The sequence below is a fragment of the Arcicella aquatica genome, from assembly GCF_034928825.1.
GTDB classification, from domain to species: domain Bacteria; phylum Bacteroidota; class Bacteroidia; order Cytophagales; family Spirosomataceae; genus Arcicella; species Arcicella aquatica.
The window spans coordinates 1-15,700 of the sequence record NZ_JAYFUL010000058.1 but is presented as its reverse complement, the minus strand read 5'-3'; the positions used below and the strand labels follow the sequence as shown (position 1 = coordinate 15,700).

Sequence of the window (15,700 nt, the reverse complement as noted above, 5' to 3'; positions counted from 1 at the left end):
AATTACGTTTACTTACTTGCTTATTATCTTGTTATAAAATTTATATTCAAATGAAAAACTTACTTTGGGCTTTTGCATCGTTGGTTATACTCCAAAGTTGTCAGAGCGGGAGTTACCCACAAAGTTCTGGCGGAGGTACGCAGTATCCTACAGAGCGTAATCAAACGCCATCAGGAAGAGGTTCCTACCCATCTACCTCCACAGGTAGAGCAGCGGATAAAAATGTGTCTATCGGCAATATTCGCATTACTGATAAATATACAATCTTGTATGTAGCCTATAGAAATAACAATTCACCTCAATATGATAGGAACGGGAGATTAGTCAATGACGGACACGAAGACATCGCCTTTCAGTCAACTGCTCAATTAATTGCAGCCAATGGTGCAAGGTCATTTAAATTAATCAAAACCGAAGGCATTCCTCAACTTGTTGCAGGGCAAGATGTTAAAGTTTATGGTAGAAAAACAGTACCTGGCGACCAAATAAATTTCGTTGTTTATTTTGAGCGTTTGGACAAAGGGTTGGAAGACTTCGATTTGTTTGAATGTAACGATTATGATTACATTACTTGTTGGAATGTATATGGTTTACGAATTAGCAATCCAATAGACATTGTCACCCAGCCAACACAGCCAAAAGCTAATCCTGCTCCTCCTGTTTCTCCGACTAAAACACCAACTAAAAGCACCACAACAGTTAATACAAAACCTAAAAGTGGAAAATTAGGCGAAGTAGATAATACTCCTGCCCCACTACCAGTAGTAACAAGCATTCAGGTTTCGGGAATTGTACGTGATGTAAAGACTAATAAACCAGTAAGTGCTACTATCAACTATAAATTATCAAGTAGTAAGCAAATTATTGATTCGGTACAGAGCTTTGTGAGTACAGGTATTTATAAAATGGCTTTGCAAAAAGGGCAAATTTATACCTACACTGCCTCAGCTAAGGGCTATTTATCAGTTAATGATATTGTTGATTTATCTAAAATTAACAATGAAACTAAATTCATTAAAGATATTTATCTTACGCCTATTGTAGTAGGTGATAAAATAGCCCTAAAAAATATCTATTTTGAAGTATCTAAATCTGACTTATTACCTGCTTCTTTTGCTGAACTCAATAAATTAGTGACAATGATGCAGAATAATCCAGAAATGGAAATTCGTTTAGAAGGCCATACCGACATCATTGGTGATGCTGATGCTAACCTTGAATTATCACAAGAAAGAGTAGATGCTTGCGAAACATATTTGGTTCAAAAAGGCATTTCGACCAAGCGGATTCAAGCAGTTGGATATGGAGCTAGTCGACCATTAGTCAAAAAAGGCTCAGATGAAGAAAGGAAAGTGAATAGAAGAGTTGAATTTGTAGTCTTAAAATTATAGTGTGATACAAAAAAGCCTTGCTAATAACGATACTAGCAAGGCTTTTTTGTATGACTTAATATTTACTAAACGTTGAAACGGAAGTGCATAATGTCGCCGTCTATTACAACGTATTCTTTTCCTTCAACAGATAATTTACCTGCTTCTTTACAAGCTCCTTCAGATTTATACTGTTGGAAATCTGCAAATTTAATTACCTCCGCACGAATAAAGCCACGTTCAAAATCAGAGTGGATTACGCCTGCCGCAGCTGGTGCTTTCCATCCTTTCTGGATTGTCCAAGCACGTACTTCTTTCACGCCAGCTGTAAAATAAGTAATCAAGTTCAATAAATAATATGAGCTACGGATTAACTTATCTAAGCCAGATTCTGTAAGATTATATTCTTCCAAGAACATCTGACGGTCGTCTTCGTCTTCCATTTCAGCAATTTGTGCTTCCAATGCCGCACAAATTACCACTACTTCCGCACCTTCTTCCGCTACAGCTACTTTCAATTGCTCAACGTATTCATTTGTTCCTTTCGCAATTGATGCTTCATCTACGTTGGCTACATAAATTACAGGCTTGTCTGTCAATAAGCACAAGTCACCAATTGCTTCAAACTTAGCATCTGGTTCTAAACCCTGAACGGTTCTTGCAGACTTACCAGCTTCTAAGGTTGATTTATATTGTTGAAGAATGGCTAATTGAGCTCTTGATTTTGCATCACCTGCTTTGGCTGCACGTTCTACTTTCTGGATTTTCTTATCTACCGATTCTAAATCTTTTAATTGTAATTCAAAATCAATAATTTCTTTATCCGACACAGGATTCACTCTTCCTTCTACGTGAACGATATTATCATCCGCAAAACAACGCACTACATGCAAAATAGCATCTACTTCGCGAATATTTGCTAAGAATTTATTACCTAACCCTGCTCCCTGCGAAGCTCCTTTTACTAGACCTGCAATATCCATAAATTCAATCACAGTTGGTAACACTCTTTGAGGGTTCACCAATTGTTCTAAAATATTAAGACGCTCGTCAGGTACTGTTACAATCCCTACATTAGGTTCAATTGTACAGAAAGGGTAATTGGCGGCTTCCGCCTTATTTGAAGAAATTGCACTAAACAAAGTAGATTTCCCAACATTAGGCAAACCTACGATTCCACATTGAAGACCCATTTATCTACTTATTATTTTCAAAAATTAATATTGTTAAGCTCACACTTCAATCAAAATTTACTACTATGCTGTAAAATCATTCAACTATATTCGTTATTATAAGCTTAGTGTAGAAATTGAATAATCAACTCCTAGTGTCTATGTATCCATTTCTTGAAGTAATTGTAAATAATGAATCTGACAGGTTAGCTTAATTTGAATTAGTATTCAATACCTGAGGGCTTATGAAGAATGTTACATTGAAACAGTTTTTGCAGATTCTAAGGTCTGATTAGCTTGAGTACACACAAAGTTACAAGTTTAATCCTACAAGAACAAAAAAGCCTCTGAAATTTCAGAGGCTTATAAATTCTTTCATTCGTTTATTCCCATTTCAAATCACTACCAAATCCGCCCACAGTATCTTCATCTTCACGATTAAATTGAGTAAAATCTACATCAGGCAAAAGTTCATGTTTCACATGGTCAACTGCTTCTTGGAGGCCTTCAACAAATTTATCAAAATCTTCCTTATATAAGAACATCTTGTGTTTTTCGTAAGCAAAACCATCATCTTTTTGATAACGGCGACTTTCTGTAATAGTAATGTAGTAGTCGTTTGAGCGGGTCGATTTCACATCAAAAAAATACGTTCGCTTTCCTGCTCTGATACGTTTCGAAAACAATTCTTCTCTTTCTCTTTCTTCCACTGTGCTATGACAATTTAGGGTTTACGGATTGGTAAAAATATAAATTTTCTGAATGTTTCAAAAGTTAATCATGAAAAATAATTTCTATTTTCTACATCTTCACACTAATTATTAGTCAAATCGACTAATTTAATATTGAAAACAAAACGATTGATTCATAAAATAAAAAAACGTTGTGCTATATGCACTATGTAGCATAGTTACATTTCAATATTATATGCTTAAAATTTATATTTTTATTTCGCCTGAAAAAGGCTAATTTCGTATTCCAGTTTTGGTAGATAATGTGTAGAAAGCCACTAAATTAAAACCACTAAATCACACAAAATGTCAAAACCACTTCTAGGAATTATCATAGTTTTTAGCCTTTTCTGTTCTGTTGCCCATGCACAAAAATTAGGGGATGAATCTTTTGGTATTTCTTCATTCTATGCTCAGTATTTCTATAACAAACCTACCTCGACAGGTGAAATACTTCAACGAAATCAGTACACTGCTGCCCACATGACATTGCCCTTTGGCACGATGCTGGAAGTAACAAATCTTGCTAATAAACGTTTTGTAATAGTAAGAGTAAACGACCGAGGTCCGTTTAAGCCTGGAAGGATTATTGATTTAACCGAAAATCCAGCAAAGTGGTTAAAAATGACCCATAAGGGGCTTACAAAAGTTCGTTTAAAAGTGGTTGGCTTTGACGGTGATATTATGCTAGAGCCTTTCGACTCACTAAGATTGACAGCCCCTCCTCATTTTGAGCCTAAGTTTTATCAGAAAACGAAGTTAAAATATCATCGTTATTATCGCCTCAAAAAAAATTGGCAAAAAAGAAAATATCCAAACCTCAAACATCGACGTTTAAAAGTAAATTCTTATTTAAGGAAGCTCTCTAAGCAAAAAATAAAAGCGCAGAAAGCAGCGAAAGCAACTCCTAAAAAGAAAACTAAATAATGAAGCTGTTTAAACTTTCCGTTTCTGAGGTGAAAGTATTATATTTTTGAATTGATTTTTTCAAAATTTGCGAAGCATAGCATCGCTACGTTGAGTAAATTTTGGGACAAGCTATTCTAAAAGACTTAGTTTAACCCGAAAGGAAAAGTTTAAACAGCTTCAATGTTAGTTCACTCAATAAAGTTTTAAAATAATTTATGGATTTAGCACAAATACGCCAATATGGAAATATAGAATTTTTAGCCAAGCAAATGGTAGAGGGTTTTATTACAGGTCTTCATAAATCACCATTTCATGGTTTTTCTGTTGAATTTGCAGAGCATCGTTTGTATAATAATGGCGAGAGTACTAGGCATATAGATTGGAAGGTATTTGCAAAAACGGATAGACTTTACACCAAAAGATATGAAGAAGAAACGAATTTGCGTTGTCATTTAATCATTGACACATCTTCTTCGATGTATTATCCAGAGAAAAATAATGGTAAAATTGTATTCTCTACCATGGCGGCAGCGGCTTTGGCATATATGCTTCAAAAACAAAAAGATGCTATTAGCTTAATTACTTTCTCCTCAGGTATTGAGATTCAAACGCCTGTCAAATCTACGCCTTCGCATATCCATAAAATCTTTTTGGATTTAGAAAATTTACTTCAAAAGCCTAAAGAGCATAAAAAAACTGAAGTGGCGTCGGTAATTCACCAGATAGCTGAAAACATTCATAAGCGTTCGTTGGTAATTATTTTCAGCGATATGTTTGATGATATTGATAATTCAGAAAAGATTTTTTCTTCCTTACAACACCTCAAACATAACCTTCATGAAGTATTGATATTTCATGTAACGGATAAAAAGACAGAATCTGACTTTGAATTTGATGACCGCCCCTATGAATTTATTGATTTAGAAACCAACGAAACTATCAAGTTGAATCCTGCTCAAGTAAAGGTTGATTACCAGAAAATCTTGCATCAGTTTTACCAAGAATTAAAACTGCGTTGCGGACAATATAAAATTGATTTTATTGAAGCTGATATTGCTGAAGGATTTGAACAAATCCTTACGTCGTATTTAGTCAAAAGAGGAAAGATGAAGTAAGTTGTTTTACTTCATCTTTTCATCAATATCAAGGGGCTAATGGCAAGGTAAAGAAGAAGGTAGTTCCTTGGTTCTCTACAGTTTCAAACCAAATACTTCCTTTAGCATTATCTACTACCCATTTTGCTAAGGCTAAACCTACACCCGAACCTTGGGTTTTAGTTGAATAGTCTAACATGAATATTTTTCCACGGTGTTCTTCCCTAATCCCTATCCCATTATCTTGAATACTAAAAGTAATCGCTTCAATGCCTAACTCTACCACAATCATTACTTCGGGTGTTTTAGTGGCTGGCACTGATTGAATGGCATTCATAATCAGGTTTTTGATGATATTCCCCGTTAGCTGACGGTCGCCAATTACTTTTACGGCTTTGTTTGGCACAATCATTCTTAATTCTAACTGAGAGTCGTCTGTGAATAAATTCACAACTTTTCTAGTCTCTTGAGCAAAATCAAATACCTCACTTTTAGGGATTGGTAATCTGGCAAAATCTGAAAAAGAAGTAGCAATATAGGAAAGGTTATCAATCTGCCCTGTTAACGATTCTATCTGGTCTTTAACTTGTGCTAAATCTAGTTCTGTTCCTCTTGAAAGCTTACGCCAAAGCAATTGTAAAGACAACTTCATTGGTGTAAGAGGATTCTTAATTTCATGAGCCACCTGTTTAGCCATTTGTTGCCATGCAGATTGTTTATTCGCATCAGTAAGGGCTACCTTAGATTCTTCAAGCTTTACCAACATTTCATTATAGGCTTTCACTAAAACACCAATTTCATCATCTGAACGCCATGAAAGTGGTTCGCTTGGCTTGCTTAAATCGACCTTCCTTAGTTTATTGGTAATCATCTGCAACGGAACAATCAATACATTAGAAGCTAAGTATGAAAACCATAGTAAAATCAAGAAAATGGTAGTGAAAGTATTCAGCATTGAGCCAATTACGGAACTTACCTCTTTGGTAAAGTATGTTTTTGAATCATAAAATGGAATACAAACAATCCCGAGTAATTTACCCTCATTTGAATTTAGCTTTAAGTAGGAAGTTTTGAAAGATAAATCACCAATGGTTTCATCCAACATCACTTTAGCGTCCTTTTCTTCCATCAGCTTGATATACGCTATTGGGTTGATATAATTAGAAAGGAAGCCATTTTCAAAGCTGAATGGTTTGTTATTAGCCAACAAATGACCTTGGGTATCAAAAACACTTATGTATTTTTTGGTACTTGTAGAAATACTATTAATCGTATCAGACAAAAATTGTTTACTCATTTTGCCTTGAACGAATCTATCAACTGCGGGCATTAAATTAATGCCTATGCTCTCTGTTTGATTCAGGTAACCGTCTTGCTGACTTTCCGAGAACTTGGCACTGATGATGGTCAGGGTAATACTCACTACCAAAATCAGAGGTAACAAAAACGCGATATTGAGGTATATTTGAATCTTACTAGCGATGTTGATATTCATCATCGAAAAGCCGTAGTGTAAGGAATAAAACAGGATGACGATAATGATGGTAAAAACTAATATCAAAAACAAGAATGAGAAATTGGCATAGATTGAAGCAATACTTTGTGATTCTGAAGAAACAATGATAGCTTTACCTTTGTTGTCAACAAACCCAATATGTTTATAACCATTTTCTTCTACTCCATCCTGAAAAATCTCTTCCCCTTTTAGCACATCACTAGATAATTTTCTTTCATAATTAAAACCTTCCCCGCCTGTTTTTAAAATCTTTCCATTTTCATATACCGCAAAACTATATGCATTGGCTTTTAGCTTCGTCCCCGTAAAAATTGGAGATTCATCATTAATATCATTAGAAAGCTGAATTTTCCGCGTTAAATCTAGGATAATATAACCGGCTGAGGTATTTTCTTTATTCAGAATTGGGATAAAATTGAAATACTGTTTGTTAGCATAAGACTCTAAGTTGTTTACAAAATATATTTTTTCATTTTTTGTGCTATACTTTGGCAATCTAAACATCTTCCCGAAAGTCTGGTAATTACCTATTTCATCATTATTATCTAGCGACTTACCAGTACTATCAAAAACAAAAACTTGAACATCATAATAAGAAAAATAATTATCCAACAAATTATGTTTCACATAATTCTCTACTTGTTCTTTCGGTAGAAAATCAGATTTCATCAAATCAAGAATAGTCGTATCTCGGCTGATTGAAAGGCTTGCTTTGTTTAAAAGAAACTCCGCTTTTTCATCATTCTCATCGAAATAGCGTTTGGCAAACTGTTTTTTATGATTAAAATCTTCTTGAATATTTTCTTGATAAACCACATAGTTGCCTATGCCTGCACATACCAATGCCCCACCAAAGAAGTAAATAGACGTTTGGTAACGGAAAGTGTATAAATAGCATGGAAACGACGTATAAAAAAGAACAACCAAATAAATACTGTAAAGTCCAAAAACAAAAAAACTAAAATTTGAGAAAATAAAAACAAGAAGACTAGTAAACAACAAAGCAATCAATAAGGAAATATACATCCATTTATCATTGCGTCGGTTCAGTTTAATAATCAGGATGATTAGTAAATGACTACTTAAAAAGTAAATTAGTGCAATCAATACATAGGTTAATAATGAAAACAATACCAAAGGTTTTTCCCAAATATCGATGTTTAAAGCCAAACTAAGCTCATTATTGGATTTTTCATATATATCGCCAATAAGGCCATATATAAACTGAGTAAGCACAAAACTACCTACCAATAATACTACAGTGCTAATTTGCTTAATAAGTTTTGGCAAATTCATCAACCATAAATAAGCCCTCATTTTGTAGTAATAGTTCACTAAGTAAACTAATAGGAACACAAAAATCAGTAAGTTGATAATTAAGTCGCCCAACGATGGAGATAAAATAGATGAACTAAAATACTTAGGATTAAAGAGGTCTGATTGGTAAAGTGAAAATGGTATTGAATAAAAAAGCGAGATGCTTCTTAAGACAATCATAAACCCTAATAATATAACAAAAGCTAGGCCATGGCGATGGCTATTGTTTAAATACCAAAGCCAAGTAAACAAGTAAATAATTGCAAAAAATACACTAAGTAAACCACTAACAATTACCGAAGTTGAAATGATATAAATCTGAAAGTTGTCACCTTGTTCAGTCGCAATGGAAAATAAGAATTGTTTTGATGAGGTATAAATATTAAGGTGATTGTTGGAAGAAGGCGTAATAGAAATATCTTGAGCGTCCGTCCTGAAAATTTTGGTATTATATTGTTCACGCAATCCATTCACCCTATATTCATTTGAATAATACAAATTCAAGACGGAGAAAACCTCAATATTATTTTTCCCAACTGTTATTACTCTGCGATTTACAATTGATTTACCTGTTTCTAATAATAGACCTTTTGTAGTATAATTCCCTTTGATTAATGAGTAATCAGGAACAAACTGATTATCTGACCAAAAAATCAATTTGCCATTATTGAAGATAAAGTATGGATATTCGGTTTTAGTAAACAATGAACCAAATCTAAGTACTTTTAGATTATTGATGATACTGCTTACTTTATCTAAATCAAGGTTTGATTGTTGGATTTCTTTGCAGACTTTTTGTTGAATATCAGATAAATACTTTTCTTCAAATGTATTGCCTTTGTCGTTTTCGATGACAACATACAATAAAGATGTCAGTCCAAAACACAAAAAAGCGAAACTCAGAAAGAGATTTCTTTTAAGGAAAAGAGAGATGAAAATTTTAGTAAATGTATGATTCATAACACTTTACTTGTGAAGAGCCCACTATTATATGAAACATTTTGAAAATGCTTTAACATAACAACTAAGACTGAGGTGGAAAATTTATATTATTAAAAAAGAAGATTCATTCGTTCTATCAAAAATACTGTAATTTATAAAAATAACTTCATCTAGACTAAACAAAAAGAAGAGTCTTATTGTGTAAAAGACTCTTCTTGAAAAATACGGTAATATTACTAAAATTTAATTTAAAAAATTGCTGCTGCAATCTTTTTTGTACTTTCAGATTTACTCATGGTATAAAAATGTAAGATTGGTGCATCAAAGGCTATCAATTCTTTACATTGCTGAATACACCATTCTATTCCTACTTGTTTTACGTCTTTATCTGTTTGGCATTGCCCTACTGCTTTTACCAAATCTTCAGGCATATCTAAATGGAAGATTCTTGGCAAAACTGTCAATTGTTTTTTTGTTGCCAAAGGTTTTAAACCTGGAATAATAGGCACATTAATTCCTTCTGCACGACATTTCTTTACGAAATCAAAATACTTTTGATTATCAAAAAACATTTGTGTAACGATATAATCTGCCCCTAATTCCACTTTCTTTTTCAAATAAGCAAAATCGGTATTAAGGTTAGGTGCTTCAAAATGTTTTTCTGGATAACCTGCCACACCAATACAGAAATTGGTTGGCGAAGCTTGTGTTTCTTCGTGCAAAAGCTCTCCGTGGTTCATTCTTACTACTTGTTGAAGTAAGTCACTTGCATAGGCATGCCCTCCTTTTTCGGGTGTAAAAGCGGGATTGCCCTTCACAGGGTCACCACGAAGTACAAGTACATTATCAATTCCTAAATAATGTAAATCAAATAAAAAGTCTTCTGTTTCTTCTTTGGTAAAACCTCCGCAAATCACATGAGGAACGGCATCAACATTAAAACGGTTCATCAAGCTAGCACAAATACCGACAGTACCTGGGCGTTTCCGAATAGGAATTCTATCTATTTGACCATTCACAATTTTCTCTAAAAATTCTTCGCGATGATACGTTACCTCAATAAAAGGCGGTTTAAATTCCATCAAAGGCTCGATATTGCTCATTAAGGATTGTATGCTTTCCCCTTTTACTGGCGGAATAATCTCAATTGAAAATAGCGTTTTGCCCTTGGCTTGCTCGATGTATTGGGTAATTTTGGTCATAATTAATATATAAATCTCCGACTTTCAGGTGAATATCTTCATCAAACAGCCGTACATAGCATTAGTTTATATTTTGTACAAAGGTAGGCAAAACTTATAGAGTCAAAAACTCCTTTACTAACATTTCCCACTCCTGAGCCAGCGAACCCACAAAAACTGTTGATTTAGCACGCGTGTACCAATATTTGGCATTCCAATTATCACCTTCTTTTCTGTGTAAGTAGGCATGTAATTGATCATACTTTTTTGAACCTTCATTGCTTTGGGCTATTTCATGGGCTTTCTCCCAATCTTCATTTGCATCATACCAAAGTGCAATTAACAATTCATGAACCGAGGTCGGTGGGGTTGGATGAGTTAACGTTGCCTTAAATTCAGGGTAAGTCATCGAAGTTATCATTTAAATGAAGCATAAAGTTACATACTATGTAGTAGCAAATAAAAATGCTAGTAGGCTATTTGTGCATAAAATGCCTTATTTATTGTAGAAACCACTTCGTGTTAGACAAAATGTCTTACCCATTATACAAAACAAGTCATTTTGTCTTATAAAATGAGCTGGTATAAGATTTGAAAGGATATAATAAACATCTTTAACAAATATGTTTTTAACCTTTAAAGCGTAATAAGATGAACAACTATAAAATAGAGATTCCGAAAAATATACTAGCAGACATTGATTTTAGCAATACACTTAACGGTGGCAGAGTTGAGCCAAATATTGAAGTAAATCTAACAGAAGAAGCTTTTGAAGTATTTGTAAAAGTAGCGGGTTTGAGTGCAGACCATTTACAAATGGACGTAGAAAATAACATTTTGTGGCTATATGCTTTGCAACCAGTTTTGAAAAAAGCGAAGGAAGAAGAAGCACAGGACTTTGTTCCACAAACTATTGGTCATATTGTGTTACCCAATTTTATTGATTTAGATAATATCGTTGCGAGATACTATAATAATCAATGGAAAATAGTAATGCCTATTGATGAACACCGAAAAGGCTTCAAGAAAAGAATAGAAGTAGAAATTTAAGGAAACAAACTAGCTATATATATGAGCCCTACGAAGTACGCTTCCGTAGGGCTTTTTTTGTATGCTTTCAGCTAACTAAAATGTATATCTGAATGACAAAGCGATTTCATCTGCCCAGAAACTACTATAATTAACGATATTGATTGCAGGTTTCCAGTCTAAACTGATTGCTAAAGGAATTGTTCTTGCATAAGCTTCTAAGCCAAGGATACCATCTAAACCTAGTACGGTTGTTTGATTTCTATCTAAAAATCCTGGACGTTTATCACCCCAAACATACACGTGACCACCACCCCCAATAAACCAATTAAAATCTCTAGAATTAAAAGCCCTTCCATGTACTTCATAAAGACCTGTTAAACCAAAACCTTCATAACGGAATGAGCCAATTACTTCTACTGCACTTTTTTCGTTTACAAAAGTTTTAAATGTAATACCATTGGTATTACCTAAACGAATACCTAACGCTGATTTGTATTGCCCTTGAGCTTTTACAGAAGTGCTTACACCCAATAAAACGAGTATAAAAGCACTGAATAATAGTTTTTTCATGCGATTGTTGTTAATATTTTAATCAAATCTCTTTTTTAAATTATCGTACCAAAGATTACCATGAAAATATGTAGAAAAAATACCCCACTATCCTAACTAGACGACATCTTGCAACATAATATGTTAGAATTGAGTAAAAATTAATCCCTACAATACTCTATAAGTAAAAATCAAAAAATACTTATCTTTTCAGAAATTATCATTAGTCGTCCTAAATCTTCTCTCCATGAAAATCATTACTAAGTTTTTGCTAGTACTGCTTGTACTTTTTCAATCTTTTGCTTTTGCTACTAACATATCCAAACCCATAGCACCCAAAGAATTTTATTTATTGGTAGGTACTTATACATCAGGAAAAAGCGAAGGAATTTACGTCTATAAATTCAACAGTGAAACTGGAAATTATCAGGCAATCAGCATTGCGAAAGGGTTGAAGAATCCTGCTTTTTTAGCTATCTCACCCAACCAAAAATATGTGTATTCTGTTGGTGAATTTAACAATGGTGGTGCGGTGTATGCCTTTGAGTTTGATAAAACAAAAGGTGTATTAAATCAATTGAGTACACAGTCAGCAAATGGCTCAGGCCCTTGTCATGTAGCTGTTGATAAGACAGGGAAATGGGTAATTGTGGGGAATTATGGGGCTGGTAGCCTAAGTGTTTTACCTGTAGAAAGTAATGGAGGTGTAGGCGCTGCCATTCAGACGATACAACATGAAGGCAAAGGAGTGAATGAAACAAGACAAGAAAAACCTCATGTGCATTCAATTAACATTGCTCCCAATAACGTTGATGTATTTGTACCAGATTTGGGAATTGATAAAATTGTTACTTACCAACTGGATAACACTACTGGAAAATTGACTGCGGGTAATCCTCCTTTTACAAAAGTACAAGATGGAACTGGACCAAGACATTTTACTTTTCATCCCAACAAAAAATTTGCGTATGTGATACAAGAATTAAGCGGAGAGATAACAGGCTTTCATTATCAAAAGGGAGGACTTAAGGCTTTCCAAACTATTTCTACCTTACCAGCAGATTATACGGGTGGGAAATCGTGTGCAGATATTCATATTTCGCCTGATGGAAAGTTTCTATACGGCTCTAATAGAATTCATGATAGCATTGCTATTTATGCGATAGATCCTAAAACTGGTAAACTTACTTATATCACTAATCAAGGCGTATTAGGCAAAAAACCTAGAAACTTTATCATTGACCCTACGGGCAAATTTGTTTTGATTGCCAATCAGGATAGTGATAATATTACTATTTTTGAACGCGACCCTATTAAAGGAACGCTAAAATCAACAGGAAAAGAGATTTCGGTACCCAATCCAGTTTGTTTAAAAATGATGAATGTTGATTAAAAGGTATTGATAATAAATCAAAAAAACGCTCTTTATCCAATATGTTAAAGAGCGTTTTCATTTATAAGTATCTGCTTAACTACGATTTTCTTAAAATAGCAAAAAATTCAATCGTAAAACCTGCCAATACAACGATTGGTCCTAGTGTTAAACCTAAAAATCCAAAGCCGAATTCTTCTTTATCTTGGCTCATGATAAAAAATCCGATAAGAATAATAGCTATTCCTAGCAACATTGTTAAGTAGTTTGTTTTTCCAAAAGGGAATTTATCTTTATTAGTCATTTTATATTTTTATTTTGAATTTCAAATGAAAGTTGATTTTTATTGATGCTTAATATAGCTCGTCTAATGATAATCGTAAATATCTTTCAACAGATTGGAATGTGCTTAGGATACCCATCAACGTTCCAATAATCAAGATGCCCAAAAGTAAATAAATCATTTTGTCCATTTCCTGTAATAGTACCAAGCCTTCTACTTTACGAACAGCCAGTTGTTGAAGTAAAATAAGCAATGAGCTTGCTACCAAACCACTAGTCAACCCTTGTAAGGCTCCTTTTATGATAAATGGTTTACGAATAAAACCATTGGTTGCTCCTACTAATTGCATACTTCTGATTAAAAATCGCTGAGAATACAATGATAGTTTAATGGTATTGTTTACTAAAATGATGATAATCAACAGTAACAACAATACAAAAACAGAGAGTACTAAATAAATCTTTGAAATATTTTTATTTACCTCCTCCACAAAATTCTCAACATACGCTACTTCGTGAATACCGGGAATTACTTCTAGTGCTGTTTTAATTTCTTTTAATTTGACATCATTAAAATACTCTTGCTTAATTTTTACAGCATATAGGTTATGAAGAGGATTATTATCACCCAAAAGTTTACGATAATCTTCTCCAGATTCCTCAATAAATTGTTTGGCTGCTACTTCTTTAGAAATAAAATTGATTTGAGGAGAATTGTCTTTTAAAAGTACAAACTCCTTTTTGGTCAACAATTTGTAAATTGAATCAAGTTTGCTGGTAGTTAAATCGTCATCTAAATATACTTGTAGCTCAACGTTTTGCTTAACTAATTCGGCCAATTTACGAGCATTCAGCGTTAACAAACCGCACATTCCGATTAAGAAAAGTGCTATGGTTAAGCTAATAACGACCATTACATTCGGCGTACTTCCTAATTTTTTTATTTTAGCCATATCATCTTGAGGCAAAGATTACAAACAAATTTACGATTTTTATATCGCAATGAAAGCCAATTAACGCTTTTTAACAAAAAGCCATCTGAGGTTTTCAGATGGCTTTTTTTAGTATCCTTTGTTTAATTTCTTTTATCTAGTTCGTCACGAATTTTCGCAGCCTTTTCATATTCTTCATTAGCAAGGGCTTCTTGTAACATTTTATTAAGCTGTTCTACTGGATTTTCTTTCAAAATCTCACCAAAAGTCTTTTTAGGCTTAATTTCAGGTTCAATATCATCAATTAAAGGGTCTTTCGACGACTCGTTGGTTGAAATACCTGCTTCCGACAATACATTTTCAAAGGTATAAATCGGTACATTGAAACGTAAAGCAATAGCGATGGCATCCGACGGGCGGGCATCAATATAAGTATCTTTAATACCGTCAGTACAATGAATTCTAGCGAAAAAGACACCTTCTTTGATGTCCGTTATTGAAATTTCACTCACAGAATAATGAAAAGTACGAGCAAACGCTTTAAATAAATCATGAGTCATCGGGCGGTTAGGCTCGATTTTCTCAATTTCAATGGCAATTGCTTGGGCCTCAAACATGCCAATGATGATAGGTAACCTTCTGGGACCAAACTCTTCTCCTAATATCAATGCGAACGAACCCGTTTGAGATGAACTAGGAGACAATCCTAATATTTCTAATTTTATTTTTTCCACTTTACAAATATATGCTTTTAATAATTGGGGTTTTCATTAGCAAGTAACAAAGATATAAACGGCTCAAGCGGGATTTTTGGGGGATAAAAATTTCAAGCATATATTTTAGAGAGTCTAAAGAGGAAGAATTTGACATCTCTCACACCTCTTGATGTAGCTCTGAAGGATTTTACCTTTGAGTTAAAAGATTCTGCTGAAGCATTTGTGCTTCTGTTAATAAAGAAATTCAGGATAGATAAATAGTGGGTTTGAATAGATTTGGATACAGTTCTAAAGGAATCTATATTGGAATTCTCTACATCATTGTACCATAATGCCAATTTTTTGAATGCTTCTTCTTTACTTTTACATACCTTGAATATCTCTCCCAATCGAAGCGATAGTTGATAAGCCTTCTCAAGTTCTGGGTAACGCTCAAACAATAGCTCTGCTCGTTGCTTCTGTAGCTGAGTCCATTTACTGTGATGTTTGAATAACAAATATCTGCTTCTAGCCAATAATTGTTTGAGTGTATCTCCATTAGAAAGTACTTCAGTTACAAAGGTAGTTTTAGTTTTCTTTGCCTGA

Annotated in this window: 15 protein-coding genes; 5 read left to right on the top strand and 10 right to left on the bottom strand. The window is 33.8% G+C overall.

All coding sequences use genetic code 11. The features are described 5' to 3' along the window. Positions 1-50 precede the first annotated feature (50 nt). Positions 51-1,391 (top strand): OmpA family protein, encoded by a 1,341-nt coding sequence (locus tag VB264_RS22285; RefSeq protein ID WP_323253154.1) that lies wholly within the window; start codon positions 51-53, stop codon positions 1,389-1,391. Between the two features lie 65 nt (positions 1,392-1,456). Here VB264_RS22285 and ychF read toward each other — a convergent pair whose 3' ends face one another. Next, a complete protein-coding gene (gene ychF, locus VB264_RS22280; protein WP_323253152.1) occupies positions 1,457-2,563 on the bottom strand; it encodes a redox-regulated ATPase YchF in 1,107 nt (368 codons plus the stop codon). A 362-nt stretch (positions 2,564-2,925) separates the two neighbouring features. After that, on the bottom strand, positions 2,926-3,252 hold the full coding sequence (locus VB264_RS22275; protein ID WP_309918987.1) for a DUF3276 family protein: 327 nt from the start codon (positions 3,250-3,252) through the stop codon (positions 2,926-2,928). A gap of 327 nt (positions 3,253-3,579) precedes the next feature. Here VB264_RS22275 and VB264_RS22270 point away from each other — a divergent pair, with 327 nt between their 5' ends. Continuing rightward, entirely contained in the window at positions 3,580-4,200 is a 621-nt protein-coding gene (locus VB264_RS22270) for a septal ring lytic transglycosylase RlpA family protein (protein ID WP_323253150.1), read from the top strand. Positions 4,201-4,397: 197 nt separating this feature from the next. Continuing rightward, positions 4,398-5,297, top strand: a complete 900-nt coding sequence (locus tag VB264_RS22265; protein ID WP_323253148.1) for a DUF58 domain-containing protein — start codon at positions 4,398-4,400, stop codon at positions 5,295-5,297. A 28-nt stretch (positions 5,298-5,325) separates the two neighbouring features. On the opposite strand, the gene VB264_RS22260 is transcribed toward VB264_RS22265, so the two are convergent. The 3 genes from VB264_RS22260 to VB264_RS22250 form a co-directional block, all read right to left on the bottom strand. Next, a complete protein-coding gene (locus VB264_RS22260; RefSeq protein ID WP_323253146.1) occupies positions 5,326-9,069 on the bottom strand; it encodes an ATP-binding protein in 3,744 nt (1,247 codons plus the stop codon). 230 nt (positions 9,070-9,299) lie between these two features. After that, a complete protein-coding gene (metF, locus tag VB264_RS22255; RefSeq protein ID WP_323253144.1) occupies positions 9,300-10,253 on the bottom strand; it encodes a methylenetetrahydrofolate reductase [NAD(P)H] in 954 nt (317 codons plus the stop codon). Between the two features lie 94 nt (positions 10,254-10,347). Continuing rightward, complete coding sequence (locus VB264_RS22250; protein ID WP_309918972.1) at positions 10,348-10,641, bottom strand: hypothetical protein; 294 nt, start codon at positions 10,639-10,641, stop codon at positions 10,348-10,350. 242 nt (positions 10,642-10,883) lie between these two features. Between VB264_RS22250 and VB264_RS22245 the strand changes: the two genes are divergently transcribed. After that, positions 10,884-11,282 (top strand): Hsp20/alpha crystallin family protein, encoded by a 399-nt coding sequence (locus tag VB264_RS22245; RefSeq protein ID WP_323253142.1) that lies wholly within the window; start codon positions 10,884-10,886, stop codon positions 11,280-11,282. A gap of 75 nt (positions 11,283-11,357) precedes the next feature. On the opposite strand, the gene VB264_RS22240 is transcribed toward VB264_RS22245, so the two are convergent. Next, positions 11,358-11,834, bottom strand: coding sequence for a hypothetical protein (locus VB264_RS22240; protein ID WP_309918967.1), 477 nt, complete (start codon positions 11,832-11,834; stop codon positions 11,358-11,360). Between the two features lie 226 nt (positions 11,835-12,060). Here VB264_RS22240 and VB264_RS22235 point away from each other — a divergent pair, with 226 nt between their 5' ends. Continuing rightward, a complete protein-coding gene (locus VB264_RS22235; RefSeq protein WP_323253139.1) occupies positions 12,061-13,206 on the top strand; it encodes a lactonase family protein in 1,146 nt (381 codons plus the stop codon). A gap of 79 nt (positions 13,207-13,285) precedes the next feature. Here VB264_RS22235 and VB264_RS22230 read toward each other — a convergent pair whose 3' ends face one another. The 4 genes from VB264_RS22230 to VB264_RS22215 all read right to left on the bottom strand — a co-directional run. Continuing rightward, positions 13,286-13,489, bottom strand: coding sequence for a DUF3098 domain-containing protein (locus tag VB264_RS22230; RefSeq protein WP_323253138.1), 204 nt, complete (start codon positions 13,487-13,489; stop codon positions 13,286-13,288). Between the two features lie 49 nt (positions 13,490-13,538). Beyond that, positions 13,539-14,420 (bottom strand): cell division protein FtsX, encoded by an 882-nt coding sequence (locus tag VB264_RS22225; protein ID WP_323253136.1) that lies wholly within the window; start codon positions 14,418-14,420, stop codon positions 13,539-13,541. 122 nt (positions 14,421-14,542) lie between these two features. Next, positions 14,543-15,133, bottom strand: coding sequence for a bifunctional nuclease domain-containing protein (locus tag VB264_RS22220; RefSeq protein ID WP_309918956.1), 591 nt, complete (start codon positions 15,131-15,133; stop codon positions 14,543-14,545). Positions 15,134-15,225: 92 nt separating this feature from the next. Continuing rightward, positions 15,226-15,700, bottom strand: a 475-nt coding sequence (locus tag VB264_RS22215) for a transposase (RefSeq protein ID WP_323253133.1), incomplete at its 5' end; no start/stop codon positions are given.

Coding starts and splice junctions, on each gene's coding strand:
- VB264_RS22285 (WP_323253154.1), top strand. CDS start 51: ATGAAAAACTTACTTTGGGCTTTTGCATCGTTGGTTATACTCCAAAGT.
- ychF (WP_323253152.1), bottom strand. CDS start 2,563: ATGGGTCTTCAATGTGGAATCGTAGGTTTGCCTAATGTTGGGAAATCT.
- VB264_RS22270 (WP_323253150.1), top strand. CDS start 3,580: ATGTCAAAACCACTTCTAGGAATTATCATAGTTTTTAGCCTTTTCTGT.
- VB264_RS22265 (WP_323253148.1), top strand. CDS start 4,398: ATGGATTTAGCACAAATACGCCAATATGGAAATATAGAATTTTTAGCC.
- VB264_RS22260 (WP_323253146.1), bottom strand. CDS start 9,069: ATGAATCATACATTTACTAAAATTTTCATCTCTCTTTTCCTTAAAAGA.
- metF (WP_323253144.1), bottom strand. CDS start 10,253: ATGACCAAAATTACCCAATACATCGAGCAAGCCAAGGGCAAAACGCTA.
- VB264_RS22250 (WP_309918972.1), bottom strand. CDS start 10,641: ATGACTTACCCTGAATTTAAGGCAACGTTAACTCATCCAACCCCACCG.
- VB264_RS22245 (WP_323253142.1), top strand. CDS start 10,884: ATGAACAACTATAAAATAGAGATTCCGAAAAATATACTAGCAGACATT.
- VB264_RS22240 (WP_309918967.1), bottom strand. CDS start 11,834: ATGAAAAAACTATTATTCAGTGCTTTTATACTCGTTTTATTGGGTGTA.
- VB264_RS22235 (WP_323253139.1), top strand. CDS start 12,061: ATGAAAATCATTACTAAGTTTTTGCTAGTACTGCTTGTACTTTTTCAA.
- VB264_RS22230 (WP_323253138.1), bottom strand. CDS start 13,489: ATGACTAATAAAGATAAATTCCCTTTTGGAAAAACAAACTACTTAACA.
- VB264_RS22225 (WP_323253136.1), bottom strand. CDS start 14,420: ATGGCTAAAATAAAAAAATTAGGAAGTACGCCGAATGTAATGGTCGTT.